This is a genomic window from Kutzneria viridogrisea DSM 43870 (assembly GCF_000525635.1).
Classification (GTDB): Bacteria; Actinomycetota; Actinomycetes; order Mycobacteriales; family Pseudonocardiaceae; genus Kutzneria; species Kutzneria viridogrisea.
On sequence record NZ_CP007155.1, the window covers coordinates 8,874,390 to 8,889,666 of the forward strand.

The window sequence follows — 15,277 nt, forward strand, 5'->3', positions numbered from 1 at the left end:
TTCTGATTTCTACCGACTGCGCCGCAGCGGAATGCGCAATACCGCCTCCGTGCCCTTGACCTCCCTGCGCCGCAGCGACAGCGAGCCGCGCAGCTCGGAGTCGACCAGCGTGCGCACGATCTGCAGGCCCAGCCGCTCGGTGCGCTCCAGCGAGAAGCCAGGTGGCAGGCCCTTGCCGTCATCGCAGACCACCACGTCCAGGTACTTGGCGGAACGCTCGGCACGCACCACCACCTCGCCCTGCTGACCGGCCGGGTAGGCGTGCTCCAGCGCGTTCTGCACCAGTTCGGTGAGCACCATGACCAGCGGGGTGGCCAGTTCCGCGGACACCACGCCCAGCTTGCCCTCCCGGCGCACCGAGCCCTGGCCGTCCGCGGTGGCCACGTCGGACAGCATCGGGATCACCTGGTCCACCACCTCGTCCAGGTTGACCCGCTCGTCCACCGACATGGACAGGGTCTCGTGCACCAGCGCGATCGAGGTCACCCGCCGCACCGACTCCTGAAGCACCTCACGTGCCTCGCTGTTGTTGGTGCGCCGGGCCTGTAGGCGCAGCAGCGCGGCCACCGTCTGCAGGTTGTTCTTCACGCGGTGGTGGATCTCGCGGATCGTGGCGTCCTTGGACAACAGCGCCCGGTCGCGGCGCTTGACCTCGGTGACGTCGCGGACCAGCACCAGCGCGCCCGCGGCCTTGCCCTGCGGGCGCAGCGGCAGCGCGCGGAACAGCACGGCGGCGCCGCGCCTGGACTCGGCCTCGATGCGCATGCTGGGCTGGCCGTCCAGTGCGGTCCTGATCCGCTGGGCGACCTCGGTGGCGTCGAACGGGTCGGCGACCAGAGAGCGGGTCAGCGGGGCGAGGTGCACGCCGACCAGGTCGGCGGCGTGGCCCATGCGGTGGTAGGCGGACAGCGCGTTGGGGCTGGCGAACACCACAGCGCCCGAGCTGTCGATGCGGATCAGGCCGTCCCCGACCCGGGGGCTGGTGTGCACGTCGGCGGAGGGCTCGATGGCCGGGAAGGTGCCGTCGGCGATCATCTGGCAGAGGTCGCCGGCGCTGCCCAGGTAGGCGATCTCCAGCGGGCTGGGTACCCGGGGCACGGCCAGGTTGGTGTCCCGGGAGAGCACGGCGAGCACCGAGCGGCCGTGCCGCACCGGGATGGTCTCCCTGCGCACGGGCACGCCCAGGTGCCAGAGCGGGTCCTCCTCGCGGCAGATCCGCCCTTCCGACAGGGCCCTGCGCAACTGCGGGTGGTCCTCGGCGGCCACGGTGCTGCCGACCATGTCGTCGGGGTGCGCGGTCGGCCCGGTGGTCGGCCGGGCCTGCGCCACGCAGAGGAACCGCTGGCCCTGCGGGTCCAGCGGTACCCACAGCACGAAGTCGGCGAAGGCGAGGTCGGACAGCAACTGCCACTCCGCGGCGACCATCTGCAGGTGATCGGCCGCGTCACCGGGCAGGCCGGTGTGCTCCGCGAGCAGGTCGGTGAGGGTTGACACCCCGACGACGGTAGTCGCTCGGACTACTCCACGACGGCGATGAGGTCACCCTCCTGGACGACATCACCCTCGTTGACGACGAGCTTGGTGATCACCCCGCCGTCCTCGCTGACGACCGGGATCTCCATCTTCATCGACTCCAGGATCACGATCTCGGAGCCGTCGGTCACCGAGTCGCCCTCCCTGGCGACGACCTTCCACACGTTGGCGACCATCTCAGCCCGGATTTCCTCGGCCATCGCTGACTCCTCCTGGAAGGTGCGGGATCTGAACCGATCCCCCAGAGCAGCGGCAATCCAACCACGGATCCGCCCTGGCCGTGGGCCCAAGCGCCCACATGCAACAATCTCCTTGGGAAGTGCTCAGCTTCTGCCTGCCCTGGTGGCGGTCGGAGCTGACCAGAACTTGAGCGAGGAGTCAGTCATGTCCAAGCGTGCACGCAAGCGCCGCGACCGCAAGAAGGGCGGCGCGAACCACGGCAAGCGCCCCAACGCCTGAGTCGTCCCGACTCGCGCGAAGGCCCCGGTGAGCTGCTCACCGGGGCCTTCTGTTGTGGTGGGATGGCAGGTCCTCAGGGCTCGGTGATCTCCACCCGGGTGGTGGTGACCTCCACGGAGTTGCCCTCGGCGCGGATCTGGGTCTGCTGCAACACGGTCTGCCTGATGCAGGCGCGGAGGCGGTCACGGAACTCCTGGGTGGCGTGCTCCCCGCCGCACTTGCGGGCCAGCAGCACCTTCAGGTGCTCCTCGATGCCGTACTGCTCCAGGCACGGGCTGCACTCGTCCAGGTGCTGGCGCAGCAGTTCGCGCTTGCCCTTGTCGCACTCGTTGTCCAGGAACGCCCAGACCTCGGCGAGCACCTGGGAGCAGTCCGTCTCGTGCGGTCCACCGCAACTCACGACCCAGCCACCTCTCGTTCGCGGGAACGCAGGAAACCACGCTCCCTTGCGACGTCGGTCAGCAGGTCCTTGAGCTGGCGCCGGCCACGGTGCAGCCGGGACATCACGGTGCCGATCGGAGTGCCCATGATCTCGGCGATCTCCTTGTACGCGAAGCCCTCGACGTCGGCGAGGTAGACCGCGATGCGGAACTCCTCGGGCAGCTGCTGTAGTGCGCTCTTGACGTCGTCGTCGGGCAGCCGGTCCATCGCCTCGACCTCGGCCGAGCGCAGCCCGGAGGAGGTGTGGCTCTCCGCCGCGGCGATCTGCCAGTCGGTGATCTCGTCGGTGGAGGTCTGGATCGGCTGGCGCTGCTTGCGCCGGTAGCCGTTGATGTAGGTGTTGGTCAGGATGCGGTACAGCCAGGCCTTCAGGTTGGTCCCGTTGGCGAAGGACTCGAAGGCCCCGTACGCCTTGAGGTAGGTCTCCTGGACCAGGTCCTCGGCGTCGGCCGGGTTGCGGGTCATCCGCAGTGCGGCCGAGTAGAGCTGGTCCAGCAACGGCATGGCGTCACGCTCGAAGCGTGCGGCACGCTCGTCTGCGGTCTCGACCTGTGGGTCGACCTCCGGCGAACTCCCCGGCACCGCGCTCCCTCCCCGCCGGCCGATCAGCCGCGCGGACGCTGCGGACGTTCCCATGTCCGGGAACGCATCCTTCGCGGTCGAGGATACGCGCCGGCCGCGGGACCGGCTGAGCACAGCACCTGAGGTAGCCACGTCCGGTACAACAGGGTTGCCCACCGGCACATTCCCGGCTGAGGCAGCGGTCACAACCACTAGGGTTGCTGCCCATGGCGGGACAGGGCACGCCGGCGACCGCGCTGCTGGGCAAGCGCAAGGTGCCGCACACGCTGCACAGCTACGATCACGACCCGCGGCACGACTCGTACGGGTTGGAGGCCGCCGAGGCGCTGGGCATCGCGCCGGAACGGGTGTTCAAGACCCTGGTCGCCGAGGTCGACGGCAAGCTGGCGGTGGGCGTGGTCCCGGTCACCGGGCAGCTGGACCTCAAGGCGCTGGCGGCGGCCCTGCACGGCAAGAAGGCGAAGATGGCCGAGGTCGCGGCGGCCGAGCGGGCCACCGGCTACGTGGCGGGCGGCATCTCCCCGCTGGGTCAGAAGAAGCGCCTGCCGCTGGTGATCGACTCCTCGGCGCAGGGCTTCGACACGGTCTTCTGCAGCGCGGGCCGCCGTGGCCTGGAGGTGGAGCTGGCGCCCGGGGACCTCGCCGAGCTGACCGGCGCCGTGCTGGCGCCGATCGCCACAGCCTGAGCGGGACTCGCCGACGTGTGGGCGGGACTCGTCGACCGGTGAGCGGGACTCGCCAACGCGTGGGCGGGACTCGCCGCTGGGTACGCGAGTCCCGGCCACAGGCACGCGAGTCCCGTTCTGGGGAGCGTGAGTCCCGCCCGTAGGAGCACGAGTCCCGGCTTACACGTCCAGTGGGCGCAGGACCCGGCCGAGCCATTCCGTGACGGCACGGCTCAGGCCCTCCACGTCGGCCTTGAGCGAGTGGTCCCCCGGCAGGCGCACGATCTCGCGGTGGTGGCCCGCCTCGGGCTGGCCGAAGGGGTCGCGCTCCCCCTGCACGACCAGGGTCGGCACCTCGACGGCGTCCAGTTCGGGTTGCCGGGTCTTGTCGGGCTTGCCGGGCGGGTGCACCGGGAAGGCCAGGCACAGCACGGCGACGGCCTGTCCGTCGGCGGCGGTGCGGCAGGCGACTCGCGAGCCGGAGGACCGCCCGCCGAACACCAGGGGCAGGCCGTCGAACCAGTGCTCGCCCAGTTGCTCGGCCACGGCCAGCCAGGCGGCGTCCAGCTGCTTGGCGGGTGCGGGCGCACGCCGCCCGGCGACCCGGTAGGGCTGCTCGACCAGGGCCACGTGCACGCCCGCCTCGGTCGCGGCCCGGCAGGCGGCGACCAGGTCGGGCGCGTCGATGCCGCCGCCCGCGCCGTGCCCGAGCAGCAGTGCGGCACGGCCCTCGGCGGCGCAGTGCAGTTCGGCCCTGGCCGGGCCGTGCGGGGTGTCGAACTCGGTGTGCGTCATGGCTGCTCGAACAGGGAGAGCTCGGTCGGTTCGGGTGCCGGCGGCTCGGCGCGGACCAGCAGCTCGGGGCCGTTGTTGCGGATGCTGTTGACGGCGGTGGACACCGGGCGCAGTTCCAGCGCGTCGACCAGTTCCGGCACGGGGGTGAGCAGGTCGGCCACGGCCTTGCTGTCCTGGTCGGGGGCCAGCCACTGCTCGAACGAGGCGCGCGGCAGCAGCAGCGGCATGCGCTCGTGCACCTCGGCAAGGGGCCCGAACGCGTCGACGGTCAGCACCGCGCAGGTGATCAACCAGGGCGAGTCCGGTTCGCCGTTGGGGTCGCGCCACGCCGACCACAGACCGGCCATGGCCAGGCTCTCGCCGTCGGTGCCGGTGACGTAGAACGGCTCCTTGGCCCCGCCCTCGCGCTTCCACTCGAACCAGCCGTCGGCGGGCAGGATGCACCGCCTGCGCGCCATGGAGTCGCGGTACGAGGGCTTGGTGGCGGCCGTCTCCGACCTGGCGTTGATCATCTTGACGCCCACGTTGCGGTCCTTGGACCAGGTGGGCACCAGGCCCCAGCGCATCACGCGCACGCTGCGCACCACGCTGTCCGGGTCGGGCTTGCCATCCTCGTCGCGCGGGTGCCTGGCCACGATGGCCAGCACCGGCTTGGTCGGGGCCACGTTGTAGTCCGCCCCCGGCGCCTCGGAGTCGGTGGCGTCCACGGCGTCGAACTCGACCGCCAGGGTCGCGGGGTCCTTGGTCGAGGCGTACCTACCGCACACCTGCACCCACCTCCAGAACTCATACTCGCATGTCACCGGGAGTCCCGGCAGGGCGGTGGCGCCGGGTAGGGAATCATCACTCCCATGACGCAGCCGTGGCCCACCTCGTCAGTCAGCACGCCGGTGCGCGCAACCGTCCCGGTGCCCGGATCCAAGTCGATCACCAATCGTGCCCTGCTGCTCGCGGCGCTCGCCGACGGGCCCAGCTCGATCGGCCTGCCCCTGCGCAGCCGCGACACCCAGCTGATGGCCGCCGCCCTGCGCTCGCTGGGCGTGCGCATCGCCGACGGCCCGGCCGGGTCCTGGGAGGTCACCCCCGGCCCGATGCACGGCCCCGCCGAGCTGGACTGCGGGCTGGCGGGCACCGTCATGCGCTTCGTGCCGCCGGCCGCGGCCCTGGCCGAGGGCGAGATCCGCTTCGACGGGGACGAGCAGGCCAGGGTCCGCCCGATGGGCACGGTGCTGGACGCGCTGCGCGCGCTGGGCGTCCAGGTGACGGGCGAGGCGCTGCCCTTCGTGCTGCACGGGACCGGTTCGGTACCCGGCGGCGAGGTGACGGTGGACGCCTCGGGCTCCTCCCAGTTCGTCTCCGCGCTGCTGCTGTCCGGGGCGCGCTACGAGCGGGGCGTCACCGTGCGGCACGACGGCAAGCCGGTGCCCTCGCTGCCGCACATCGAGATGACCGTGCAGATGCTGCGCGCGGTGGGCGTGCAGGTGGACGACTCCGAGCCGGACACCTGGCGGGTCGCCCCGGGCCCGGTGCGCGGCAACGACTGGCGGATCGAGCCCGACCTGTCCAACGCCACGCCCTTCCTCGCGGCGGCGGCGGCCACCTCCGGCGAGGTGACGGTGCCCGCGTGGCCGCTGGCCACCACGCAGGCCGGGGACGCGATCCGGGACATCCTGGAGCAGATGGGCTGCGGGGTCTCGCTCAGCGACCACGGGCTGACCGTCAACGGCCCGGTGCGGTTGACCGGGATCGACATCGACCTGCACGAGGTGGGCGAGCTGACCCCGACCGTGGCCGCGCTGGCGGCCCTGGCCACCGGACCGTCCCACCTGCGCGGCATCGCGCACCTGCGCGGGCACGAGACCGACCGGCTCGCCGCGCTGGCCACCGAGCTGAACGGGCTGGGCGGTGACGTCACCGAGACCGAGGACGGGCTGGTCATCCGGCCGGTGCCGCTGCACGGCGGGCTGTGGCACGCCTACGCCGACCACCGGATGGCCACCGCGGGCGCGATCATCGGCCTGCGCGTGCCGGGGGTGTCGGTGGACGACATCGCCACGACCAACAAGACCATCCCGGACTTCCCCGGCATGTGGGACGCGATGTTGCAGCTGGCGGAGCGGGTATGAGTCGTGGCGACTGGCGGCGGCTGGACGAGTCCGATGTCAGGGTCCGCCCCGGCAAGGGTTCCCGGCCGCGCAGCAAGCGCCGACCCGAGCACGCCGACGCCGAGCGGGCCATGGTCGTGGGCGTGGACCGCGGCCGGTGGACCTGCGCGCTGGACGGGGACCCGGACCGGCTGGTGACCGCGATGCGGGCCAGGGAGATGGGCCGCACCTCGGTGGTCATCGGGGACCAGGTCGAGCTGGTCGGTGACACCTCGGGCACCCCGGACACGCTGTCCCGGCTGGTGCGCAGGGCGGACCGGACCAGTGTGCTGCGGCGGACCGCCGACGACACCGACCCGTTCGAGCGCGTGGTGGTGGCCAACGCCGAGCAGCTGGTGATCGTCACGGCACTGGCCGACCCGCCGCCGCGCTCCGGTTTCATCGACCGCTGCCTGGTCGCGGCCTACGCGGGCGGGCTGGCCCCGGTGCTGTGCCTGACCAAGTCGGACCTGGCCGGCCCGGAGGAGCTGATCGCGACCTACGCCGAGCTGGACCTGCCGGTGCTGGTGACCCGCTCCGACGAGGAGCCCACCGAGCTGGCCGAGCGGCTGGACAACCGGGTGTCCGCGCTGGTGGGGCATTCCGGGGTGGGCAAGTCCACGCTGGTGAACAAGCTGGTGCCGGACGCGAACCGGCTCACCGGGGTGGTCAGCGCCGTGGGCAAGGGCAGGCACACCTCCACCTCGGCGGTGGCGCTGCCGCTGCCGGAGGGCGGCTGGGTGGTGGACACGCCGGGCATCCGCTCGTTCGGGCTGGCGCACATCACGCCGAACGACATCGTGGCGGCCTTCCCCGGGCTGGCCGAGACGGCCGAGGAGTGCCCGCCCGGCTGCGGTCACCGCGGTGCGCCGGAGGACCCGGACTGCGTGTTGGAGAACGCCGTGACCGAGGGCCTGGCCACCGAGGGCAGGCTGCTCTCGCTGCGCAGGCTGCTGGCCTCACGGGCCGGGACCGTCGAGGAGTACTGAGTTGGCTGACCAGGACAAGCTGGCCAAGGTGCTGGACGCCGTGCGCGAGAGCAGCCGGTACGCCAGCGTCGCCGAGGAGACCGTGCGGCGGCTGGCCGAATCGGCGCTGACCGCCGCACGCGGGGATGTCGGCGACGCGGTCAAGCGCACCAAGCGCGGGCTGCACGAGATCTTCGGCGCGTACCTGCCCAGCACCCCGCGGTACGAGAAGATGCTCGGGCTGATCCGCGAGGCAGCGGACCAGGAGGCGCTGCGCGACGCGCTGTCGCGCACGATGTCCTCGCACGCCTCCACCAAGGAACGGCTGCCCATCCTCACCGAGTTCTACTCGGCGATCTTCGACCGGCTGGACGAGCCGCCGAAGGTGGTCGCCGACTTCGCCTGCGGCATGAATCCCCTTGCGGCGCACTGGATGCCGCTGGGCGAGGACGTGCTGTACCGGGCCTCGGACATCGACACCCGGCTGATGGCCTTCCTGGACGAGGCGCTGACCGCGCTGGGCGTCGCGCACGAGACGAGCGTGCGGGACCTGTTGCTGGGGCCCGATCCCGCGCCCGCCGACGTGACCTTCCTGCTCAAGACCGTGCCCTGCATCGAGACCCAGCAGCGCGAGCACGGCTGGGACCTGATCGAGGCGATCAACTCGCCGGTGGTCGTGGTCAGCTTCCCGACCAAGTCGCTGGGCCAGCGGTCCAAGGGCATGTACCGCACCTACTCCACGAACTTCGCCGCGCACGCCGCGGACCAGCCCTGGCGCGTGGAAGAGCTGGAGTTCGGCAACGAACTCGTCTACCTGGTGCGGAAGTAGGGCTCGGTGGTGCGCGTGCGAGGAGTCGTGGCCGCGGTTGCCGCCGTGCTGGCGGTGAGCGGGTGCACCGTGGTGCTGCCCGGTCAGGCGGGCACCGACCCGGCCGTGGCGCCGCCCGCGCAGCACGACCTCGCCGGGGTCCTCAGCGCGGTGGGCAAGCTGGGTTCCTCGCACGGCGCCACGTTCAGCTACGAGGGGAGCTATCCCAGCGGTGAGCACCTCACCGCGACCGGTCGGCTGAACCGGGACAACCAGGGCCTGCGGATGGCGTGCACGGTGGAGCAGACCTACCAGGGCGCTTCGCTGCGCACCGAGTTGGTGTTGCAGGACCACGCCGTCTACGTCAAACCGGGCGAGAGCTGGTCGCTGCCGCCGGACCGGCCGTGGGTGCGGGAGTCCTACCAGAGCACCGACAAGCTGATGGGCGAGCTCGGCCCGGTGGTCAACGCCGTGTACTGGGGTGCCAGCGCCGAGTTGGCCCGCGAGTCGGTGTTCACCCAGTGGACCAAGCTCGTCGGCAGCTCGGTGGAACCGGTCGGCACCACCCCGGCCCGCAAGTACCTGCTGGACGTGGACCTGCGCGCGCTCGCGGCCTCACCGGTCCAGGGCAAGGCCGCGTTCACGCGCGACACCCAGCAGATGAGCCGGTTGGTGGAGACCCTGTCGTTCGGCGCGGGGGACGTGCCGGTGCGGATCGGCCTGGACCAGTACTACGACGGGATCCCGCCGATCAAGTCCTCGGTGACCTACCGCGACTGGGGCACGCCCGTGACCGTGACCGTGCCCGCTGACAGCCAACTGTCGCCGCCTCCCGCGTAGCATCGCGGCCGTTGGCCTCGGGAAGGGACAAGGTGCGTCGTACCAGGCTGGTCTGCCTCGCGGTCTGCGCCGCGCTGGTCGTGACGGCGTGCTCCAGCCAGGTGGGCGGGACCGCGGGCGCCGACCCGGCCGTCGCACCGCCGCCCGAGCTGCCCGCGGCCGAGCTGGCCAGGGCGATCGCCACCAGGCTCGCCGGCACCACCTCCGCCAGGTTCCAGGTCGACACGGCCACCTCGCTGCCCGCGCTGTCGGCGAAGTCCTCGCTCAGCGGCCAGTTCCGCCGTGACGCCCAGGGCTACTGGGCCAGCGCCAAGATCAGTGACGCCACCGAACTGGTGTTCACCCCCGGCACCTTGTTCGTGCGGCCGCCCGCCGAGGCCAAGCTGCCCGCGGACAAGCCGTGGGTGCGGGTCGGTGCGACGGACACCAGCGAGTTCGCCAAGCAGTTCCAGCCCGTGTTCGCCGCACTGCAACGGGCCGGTCAGCCACCGGTCGAGCTGGCCGCCACCAAGCTCGTGCGCTCCGAGGTGCAGGCGCTGAACGGGCTCGTGCCCACCCGGCACTACGTGCTGGAGGTCGACTTGGCCGCGGCCGCCAAGGCCGCCACCGATCCCGACACCAGGCAGGGCCTGCTCGCCGAGCTGCAACTCGGTGCGACCGCACTGGCCGAGGAGCTCTGGGTCGCCGCGGGCAACGTGCCGCTGCGGGCCACCTCCACGCTCGCGCTGCCCGACCGGCCGCAAGCCGTGCAGGTGACTACGACCTACACGGACTGGGACAAGCCCGTGCAGATCACTCCGCCCCCGGACAGCCAACTCTCCCCCCAACCAGGCTGAGTGCCGCGCCGTCCCACCCCGGCCCACCGCGTGTCGGCGCTCCCGGTACCGCGTGTCGGCGCTTCCGGTACGAAATCCCGCACGTTGGGAAACTGGTCGCCAAGCGCCGACACACCGTACGCGAAGCGCCGACACGCGCTGTCGTTGGCACGTGGGCCGCCGCTACATCAGCTCCAGCAGGAAGGGCAGTTCCTGGGGCGCGTACCAGGCCAGGTCGTGGTCCTCCGCCCCGCCGAGCGTGAACTCGGCGTCCGGGTCACCCAGGTCGGCGGCGTCCACGACAGCGGAGGCCGCCCGCACCGCGGGCTCGGCGTCGGCGGTGTCCACGTGCACCGACGCGACCAGCTTCATCGGCACCGTGCTGGTCAGCCGCACCACGGAGAAGTCCAGGTCGGGCCGCAGCTTCACCTCGGACACGTCGGCGGCGACCACTACCCTGCGCGGCAGCGACTCGGGGTTCTCCGCCAGCTCCAGCGCCAGCAGCCGCAGCGAGGCGCGCGCCGCGTCGAGCATGGCCGCGTGCTCCAGCTCCTCGGTGTCCCCCGCCGCGTAGGACTCACGCAGCGCCGGGGTCAGCGCGAAAGCCGTGCCGTTGACCGGCTTCAGCTCGTCCTCGGCGAGCAGCTGCCGCAGCATGGCGATGGTCGCGGGCACGTAAACCCTCATTGTGGCGCCACCGTTCCCACCAGTTCCTCCAAGGATTCCTGCACCAGCCCGGCCACGACGTCCACATCGGACATCGCGTCCCTGTCCGCGTTCAGTCCGAAGTAGACACCCCCGTCGTAGGAGGTGACCCCGATCGACAGCGCCTGGTTCTTGGCCAGCGGCACGATCGGGAACATCTCGGTCATCCTGGCACCCACCGCGTAGAGCGGGACCTGCGGCCCCGGCACGTTGGTGACCACCACGTTGAAGATCCGCTGGGAGAAGGAGCTGGCCACCCGGGCGCCCAGCGCGTGCAGGGTCGGCGGGGCGATACCGCCCACCCTGACCAGCGTGTCCGCGGCAACCGACTGGCCGGACTCCTTGTGCCCGCGCATGGTGTGGCTGATCTGGTGCAGCCGCACCACGGGGTTCGGCTCGCCGACCGGCAGGTCGATCAGGTACGCCTGCACCTTGCTGCCGCTGCCGTCCCCGTCGGTGTCGCGCACCGAGAGCGGCACCAGGGCGCGGATCGTGGTCGCGGAGGTCACGGCCTCGCCACGGGACAGCAGCCAGTTGCGCAGTGCCCCGGACACGGTCGCCAGCACCACGTCGTTCACCGTGCCGCCGTGCACCTTGCGCACCGCGCGGTAGTCCTCCAGCCGGGTGCGGGCCACCGAGTACCGGCGCTGGTTGGAGATCCGCACGTTGAGCGGGCTGCCGGGGGCGGGTAAGGCGGCGGCACGGGCGGCCGAGATCAGCCCACCCACGGCGCCGACCACCTTCTGCACGGTGGCCGCCGCGTCGAAGGCCGCCGAGCGTACGTTCTCCACCAGCTCGCCGGGCCGCTGCACCACCTCGGTCACGGCGTCGAGCACCAGCTGCGCCGCGCTCGGCTCGGGCTGGGGCATCCACAGGTTCTCCGGCTGCGGGCGCGGGGTCGCCGACACGTCCAGGATCACCTGGCCCAGTTCCACCGCACCGATGCCGTCCACCATGGCGTGGTGCGTCTTGGTGATCACCGCGATCCGGTTGCGCTCCAACCCCTCGACCAGGTAGGTCTCCCACAGCGGGCGGGTGTGGTCCAGCGGGCGGGACATCAGCCGGGCGGCCAGGTCGTGCAGCTGCTGGTCGGAGCCCGGTTTGGGCAGCGCGGAGCGGCGCACGTGGTAGGTCACGTCGAACTCGGGGTCGTCGGTCCAGACCGGACGGGCCAGCCGGCCCGGCACCGGCACGACCTTCTGCCGGTAGCGCGGCACCAACGCGAGCCGTTGCTCGATCAGCGCCACCAGCCCGTCGTAGTCGAAACCGGCACGGGGTCGCCGGAAGATCGAGATCCCGCCGACATGCATCGGTGTGGTCTGGTCTTCCAGGTAGAGGAACGACGCGTCCAGCGCCGACAGGCGGTCCGGCATGGTGCCGATCCTGGCACATGCGGGCGGCTGTGCCATCCTGCTGCACGTGCGTGAGGTCGAAGTCTCCCCGAAGGACCGGTTCGTGACCGTCTACGGCCGCAAGCCGGTGCTCGAAGCGCTGTGCGACCTGCGGCTGGAGGTGGACAAGGTCGTGCTGGCCGACTCCGCCCGCGGCCCGGCCGCCAGGGAGATCATCGACGCGGCCCGTGACCGCGGGGTGCAGGTGCAGCGCGCGACCGCACAGCGGGTCAAGGTGCTGGCGGGCAACGGCAAGCAGGACCAGGGCGTGCTGGCCGACGTGGTCGCGCCGCGGATGCGCCCGCTGGCCGCGGCCCTGTCCGGCCCGAAGCCGCCGCGCAGCGTGCTGCTGCTGGACGGCATCACGACCCCGGCCAACGTGGGCATGATCCTGCGCACGGCCACGGCCGCCGGGGTGGCGGGCATCGTCGTGCCGCGCAAGGGCGTGGCGGGCATCGACCCGCTGGTGGTCAAGGCCTCGGCGGGCATCGCGTTCCACGCCCCGGTGCTGCGCTGCTACACCGCCGAGGAGGCGGCCGGTCTGCTGCGCGAGGCCGGGTACCCGCTGGTCGCGATGGACGCGGGCGCCCGCGACACCCTGTTCGACGCGGACCTGCCCGAGCGCGCGGCCTTCGTGCTCGGCAGCGAGTCCACCGGGGTCACCGACGGGGTGCGCGGCAAGGTCAGCCGCTGGGTGTCCATCCCGATGGCGGGCGGGGTCGAGTCGCTCAACGTGGCCAGCGCCGCCGCCGTGCTGTGCTTCGAGCTGGTCAGACGATCTCGACGTAGTAGTCGCTGAGCAGGGACGCGTGGCAGACCGCCTCGGACGGGCCGCGCCCCGGGCCGGTCACGGTGCCCCGGACCCAGTAGTCGGACAGCAGCGAGGTGCAGTGCGCCACCACGCGGTAGTTGCCCTCGCAGTAGGCCCGCACACCCTCGCCGTCGGGCACGCCGAACCGCTCCTCCCTGGCGCAGCCCGGTGGTAGCGCCGCGGCCCTGGTCGGCACCTGCACGGTGTAGTCGACGACCTTGCCCCTGCCGCAGCTCGCGGTGGACCGCCTGCCGCTGGTGGCACGGGTGCCCAACGCCGACCACTGGCCCTGATCGTTGACGCAGGCCGCGACCACCTGGTAGCTCGGCAGATCGCAGACCGCGCTGACCCCGTGTGCCGGGAACGTGAACGAACAGGCCGGTCTAGCCGAGGCCGTGGCCGTGCCCGGCGCGCAGAGCGCCAGCGCGACGAGAACGGCGAACCACTTGCCCATGACCTCGAACCTAGGCCGCGCGCGGGCCCCTGATCAGGCGAAATCCTCGCCACCGAGGGTGACCAGGCCGAGCAGTACCCGCAGTTCCGCCAGGGTCGTGGCCACCGCGGTGTGGTGCACGCCGACCAGCCCCGCGGCGACCGCGCCCCGCACGTTGCCCAGCAGGTCGTCCACGAACACGCACTGCTCCGGCGGCAACCCGAGCCGTCGCACGGTGAGCTGGTAGACCGCCACGTCCGGCTTGGCGATGCCGACCTCGCCGGAGAACACGACCACGTCGAACAGCTCGTCCAGCCAGGGCACCGGCGCACCGGGACCGTCCGCGTTGGACAACAACGCCGTGCGGATCCCCGCGGCGCGGGCCGCGAGCACCGCGTCGACCAGCGGCGGGCGGCCCGAGCTCGCACCGCCCCGGTCGGTCAGCACACCGCCGAAGTCGACCACCAGACCCTTGAGGACCACTGCCACCTGTTCAGGCTACGGCTGTCCCCTGACAGGCGTGGCCCGCATCTGTCTTCGCACCAGGGGGAGGACAGGGGAACACCATGGGGTTGCCCGCGCGGGTGGTACCCGCCGAACAACCGCTGACACTGCGACCGCTGCCCGGGTACGAGCCCGGTGACGGGGTGCCCGCCGCGGTGCCGCCGAGGGATCGGCCAGCGCTGCGCGTGGTCACCGACCTGCTGCCCGACACGCACGGGGAGAGTGTGTCGAACGCGGTGCGGGGCGTGATCCGCCGACTGCTCGCGGCGGTGGTCGAGGTGCTGGACGGCAGGCGGCCGGTGGATCAGCTGCGCACACAGCTGACCCCGATGGCCCACGCCGCACTGCGCACGCGGGTGGTCAGATCCAGCAGAACACCCGGCAAGCTGCGGTCACTGCACCTGTGCGCGCCAGGTCCGCGCGTGGTCGAGGCGTGCGCCACCATCGAGGTCGGCGGCCGGGTCCGCGCCATGGCCGCCCGGTTCGAACTGGCCGGTGACGCCGTGCGCTGCACCGTGCTACGCCTGCTGTGACACCCGGTGGGACCGCGGTCCCGGTGGGGTGTGTCGGCGGTTCTGGTGCCGCGTGTCGGCGGTTCCAGTGCGGTGTGTCGGCGGTCCCGGGGCGGTGTGTCGGCGCTTCCGGGGCCGCGTGTCGCCGGTTCCAGTGCGGTGTGTCGGAGCTTCCGGGGCCGCGTGTTGCCGGTTCCGGTGCGGCATGTTGCCAGTTCCAGTGCCGCGTGTCGGCGGTCCCGGTGGGGTGTGTTGCCGGTCCCGGGGCCGCGTGTCGGCGGTCCCAGTGCGGTGTGTCGGCGCTTCCGGGGCCGCGTGTTGCCAGTTTGAGTGCCGCGCGTCGCCAGTGTTGCCGGATCCGGTCCAGTGTGTCGCCGCCCCGGGACCGCGCGTCAGCGGTCCCGGGGCGGCAGGCTGCCGGTCCCGGGGCGGCGTGCCGCCGGATCCGGTACGGCGTGTCGGCAGTCCCGGGACCGCGTGTCGCCGGTTCCAGTGCGGTGTGTCGCCGGTCCCGATACGGGCGTGTTGCCGGTTCCGGTGCAGGGCAGCACCCGGCCTGTGGGGAGGCGTGATCCGCCAGCGGGGAGCGCCAGCAGGTCGGTCGGCGGGACGCCCAAGCCGGCGGGCGGGACTCGTCAGCCGCAGAGCGGGACTCGCGCGCAGGTCAGCGGTGCTTGCCGCCCGGTCAGCCGGACACGCCGTCGGCTGACCGGGACTCGCCGTCAGTAAGCGGGCACGCCGGCCACGGAGCAGGGTTCGCCGCCCGGTGGGCGGGACTCGCGCGCAGGTCAGTCGGGTTCGCCACCCCGCGAGCGGAACACGCGCGCAGGTCAGCCGGGTTCGCCACCCCGCGAGCGGAACACGCCGCTCC

At 72.2% G+C, this 15,277-nt stretch carries 19 protein-coding genes; 9 read left to right on the forward strand and 10 right to left on the reverse strand.

Features of this window, described 5'->3' with window-relative positions; genetic code table 11:
• Positions 1 to 9: 9 nt before the first annotated feature.
• Both KALB_RS38670 and KALB_RS38675 read right to left on the reverse strand, forming a co-directional pair.
• On the reverse strand, positions 10 to 1,494 hold the full coding sequence (locus KALB_RS38670) for a sensor histidine kinase (RefSeq protein WP_025361042.1): 1,485 nt from the start codon (positions 1,492 to 1,494) through the stop codon (positions 10 to 12).
• Between the two features lie 23 nt (positions 1,495 to 1,517).
• Entirely contained in the window at positions 1,518 to 1,733 is a 216-nt protein-coding gene (locus KALB_RS38675; RefSeq protein ID WP_025361043.1) for a biotin/lipoyl-binding carrier protein, read from the reverse strand.
• Positions 1,734 to 1,917: 184 nt separating this feature from the next.
• On the opposite strand from KALB_RS38675, the gene KALB_RS50370 reads away from it, so the two are divergent.
• Entirely contained in the window at positions 1,918 to 1,992 is a 75-nt protein-coding gene (locus KALB_RS50370) for a 50S ribosomal protein bL37 (RefSeq protein WP_096498094.1), read from the forward strand.
• A gap of 73 nt (positions 1,993 to 2,065) precedes the next feature.
• On the opposite strand, the gene rsrA is transcribed toward KALB_RS50370, so the two are convergent.
• The gene (gene rsrA, locus KALB_RS38680) at positions 2,066 to 2,392 is read right to left on the reverse strand and encodes a mycothiol system anti-sigma-R factor (RefSeq protein WP_025361044.1); all 327 of its coding nucleotides are present in this window, start codon (positions 2,390 to 2,392) and stop codon (positions 2,066 to 2,068) included.
• Positions 2,389 to 3,069: a sigma-70 family RNA polymerase sigma factor gene (locus tag KALB_RS38685; RefSeq protein WP_081789728.1), complete on the reverse strand. Its 681-nt coding sequence runs from the start codon at positions 3,067 to 3,069 to the stop codon at positions 2,389 to 2,391. Before KALB_RS38685 ends, rsrA begins: the two co-directional genes overlap by 4 nt.
• A gap of 152 nt (positions 3,070 to 3,221) precedes the next feature.
• Here KALB_RS38685 and ybaK point away from each other — a divergent pair, with 152 nt between their 5' ends.
• Complete coding sequence (ybaK, locus tag KALB_RS38690; protein ID WP_025361046.1) at positions 3,222 to 3,701, forward strand: Cys-tRNA(Pro) deacylase; 480 nt, start codon at positions 3,222 to 3,224, stop codon at positions 3,699 to 3,701.
• A 159-nt stretch (positions 3,702 to 3,860) separates the two neighbouring features.
• On the opposite strand, the gene KALB_RS38695 is transcribed toward ybaK, so the two are convergent.
• Both KALB_RS38695 and KALB_RS38700 read right to left on the reverse strand, forming a co-directional pair.
• Positions 3,861 to 4,475, reverse strand: a complete 615-nt coding sequence (locus KALB_RS38695; protein ID WP_025361047.1) for an alpha/beta hydrolase family protein — start codon at positions 4,473 to 4,475, stop codon at positions 3,861 to 3,863.
• The gene (locus tag KALB_RS38700) at positions 4,472 to 5,242 is read right to left on the reverse strand and encodes an SOS response-associated peptidase (RefSeq protein ID WP_025361048.1); all 771 of its coding nucleotides are present in this window, start codon (positions 5,240 to 5,242) and stop codon (positions 4,472 to 4,474) included. Before KALB_RS38700 ends, KALB_RS38695 begins: the two co-directional genes overlap by 4 nt.
• 84 nt (positions 5,243 to 5,326) lie before the next feature.
• On the opposite strand from KALB_RS38700, the gene aroA reads away from it, so the two are divergent.
• From aroA to KALB_RS47980, 5 genes are read left to right on the forward strand one after another with little or no spacing between them, the layout of a single operon-like run.
• Entirely contained in the window at positions 5,327 to 6,601 is a 1,275-nt protein-coding gene (aroA, locus tag KALB_RS38705) for a 3-phosphoshikimate 1-carboxyvinyltransferase (RefSeq protein WP_025361049.1), read from the forward strand.
• Positions 6,598 to 7,608 carry a ribosome small subunit-dependent GTPase A gene (gene rsgA / locus KALB_RS38710; protein ID WP_025361050.1) on the forward strand — a complete coding sequence of 337 codons (1,011 nt, stop codon included), beginning with the start codon at positions 6,598 to 6,600 and terminating at the stop codon, positions 7,606 to 7,608. The genes aroA and rsgA overlap by 4 nt, the downstream gene beginning before the upstream one ends.
• 1 nt (position 7,609) lies before the next feature.
• Complete coding sequence (locus KALB_RS38715; protein WP_025361051.1) at positions 7,610 to 8,416, forward strand: class I SAM-dependent methyltransferase; 807 nt, start codon at positions 7,610 to 7,612, stop codon at positions 8,414 to 8,416.
• Between the two features lie 27 nt (positions 8,417 to 8,443).
• Positions 8,444 to 9,235: a hypothetical protein gene (locus tag KALB_RS38720; protein ID WP_025361052.1), complete on the forward strand. Its 792-nt coding sequence runs from the start codon at positions 8,444 to 8,446 to the stop codon at positions 9,233 to 9,235.
• An 11-nt stretch (positions 9,236 to 9,246) separates the two neighbouring features.
• Positions 9,247 to 10,071, forward strand: a complete 825-nt coding sequence (locus KALB_RS47980) for an SCO4651 family lipoprotein (protein ID WP_158510886.1) — start codon at positions 9,247 to 9,249, stop codon at positions 10,069 to 10,071.
• A gap of 162 nt (positions 10,072 to 10,233) precedes the next feature.
• On the opposite strand, the gene KALB_RS38730 is transcribed toward KALB_RS47980, so the two are convergent.
• Positions 10,234 to 10,737, reverse strand: a complete 504-nt coding sequence (locus KALB_RS38730; RefSeq protein ID WP_025361054.1) for a DUF6912 family protein — start codon at positions 10,735 to 10,737, stop codon at positions 10,234 to 10,236.
• A complete protein-coding gene (locus tag KALB_RS38735; RefSeq protein ID WP_025361055.1) occupies positions 10,734 to 12,128 on the reverse strand; it encodes a WS/DGAT/MGAT family O-acyltransferase in 1,395 nt (464 codons plus the stop codon). Before KALB_RS38735 ends, KALB_RS38730 begins: the two co-directional genes overlap by 4 nt.
• 46 nt (positions 12,129 to 12,174) lie before the next feature.
• Here KALB_RS38735 and KALB_RS38740 point away from each other — a divergent pair, with 46 nt between their 5' ends.
• Complete coding sequence (locus tag KALB_RS38740) at positions 12,175 to 12,945, forward strand: TrmH family RNA methyltransferase (RefSeq protein ID WP_025361056.1); 771 nt, start codon at positions 12,175 to 12,177, stop codon at positions 12,943 to 12,945.
• Here KALB_RS38740 and KALB_RS38745 read toward each other — a convergent pair.
• Together KALB_RS38745 and KALB_RS38750 are read right to left on the reverse strand one after the other, a co-directional pair.
• A complete protein-coding gene (locus KALB_RS38745; RefSeq protein WP_025361057.1) occupies positions 12,917 to 13,411 on the reverse strand; it encodes a hypothetical protein in 495 nt (164 codons plus the stop codon). The two genes, KALB_RS38740 and KALB_RS38745, sit on opposite strands and share 29 nt — an antisense overlap.
• 33 nt (positions 13,412 to 13,444) lie before the next feature.
• The gene (locus tag KALB_RS38750; RefSeq protein WP_025361058.1) at positions 13,445 to 13,873 is read right to left on the reverse strand and encodes an HAD-IA family hydrolase; all 429 of its coding nucleotides are present in this window, start codon (positions 13,871 to 13,873) and stop codon (positions 13,445 to 13,447) included.
• Between the two features lie 83 nt (positions 13,874 to 13,956).
• Between KALB_RS38750 and KALB_RS44635 the strand changes: the two genes are divergently transcribed.
• Positions 13,957 to 14,427: an Rv3235 family protein gene (locus KALB_RS44635; protein WP_025361059.1), complete on the forward strand. Its 471-nt coding sequence runs from the start codon at positions 13,957 to 13,959 to the stop codon at positions 14,425 to 14,427.
• The last annotated feature ends 850 nt before the right edge of the window (positions 14,428 to 15,277 follow it).

Bases quoted from the DNA above. Each gene is read 5' to 3' on its own strand.
- KALB_RS38685 (WP_081789728.1), bottom strand. From the start codon at position 3,069: ATGGGAACGTCCGCAGCGTCCGCGCGGCTGATCGGCCGGCGGGGAGGG.
- ybaK (WP_025361046.1), top strand. From the start codon at position 3,222: ATGGCGGGACAGGGCACGCCGGCGACCGCGCTGCTGGGCAAGCGCAAG.
- KALB_RS44635 (WP_025361059.1), top strand. From the start codon at position 13,957: ATGGGGTTGCCCGCGCGGGTGGTACCCGCCGAACAACCGCTGACACTG.
- KALB_RS38745 (WP_025361057.1), bottom strand. From the start codon at position 13,411: ATGGGCAAGTGGTTCGCCGTTCTCGTCGCGCTGGCGCTCTGCGCGCCG.
- KALB_RS38730 (WP_025361054.1), bottom strand. From the start codon at position 10,737: ATGAGGGTTTACGTGCCCGCGACCATCGCCATGCTGCGGCAGCTGCTC.
- KALB_RS38735 (WP_025361055.1), bottom strand. From the start codon at position 12,128: ATGCCGGACCGCCTGTCGGCGCTGGACGCGTCGTTCCTCTACCTGGAA.
- KALB_RS38675 (WP_025361043.1), bottom strand. From the start codon at position 1,733: ATGGCCGAGGAAATCCGGGCTGAGATGGTCGCCAACGTGTGGAAGGTC.
- KALB_RS38695 (WP_025361047.1), bottom strand. From the start codon at position 4,475: ATGACGCACACCGAGTTCGACACCCCGCACGGCCCGGCCAGGGCCGAA.
- aroA (WP_025361049.1), top strand. From the start codon at position 5,327: ATGACGCAGCCGTGGCCCACCTCGTCAGTCAGCACGCCGGTGCGCGCA.
- rsgA (WP_025361050.1), top strand. From the start codon at position 6,598: ATGAGTCGTGGCGACTGGCGGCGGCTGGACGAGTCCGATGTCAGGGTC.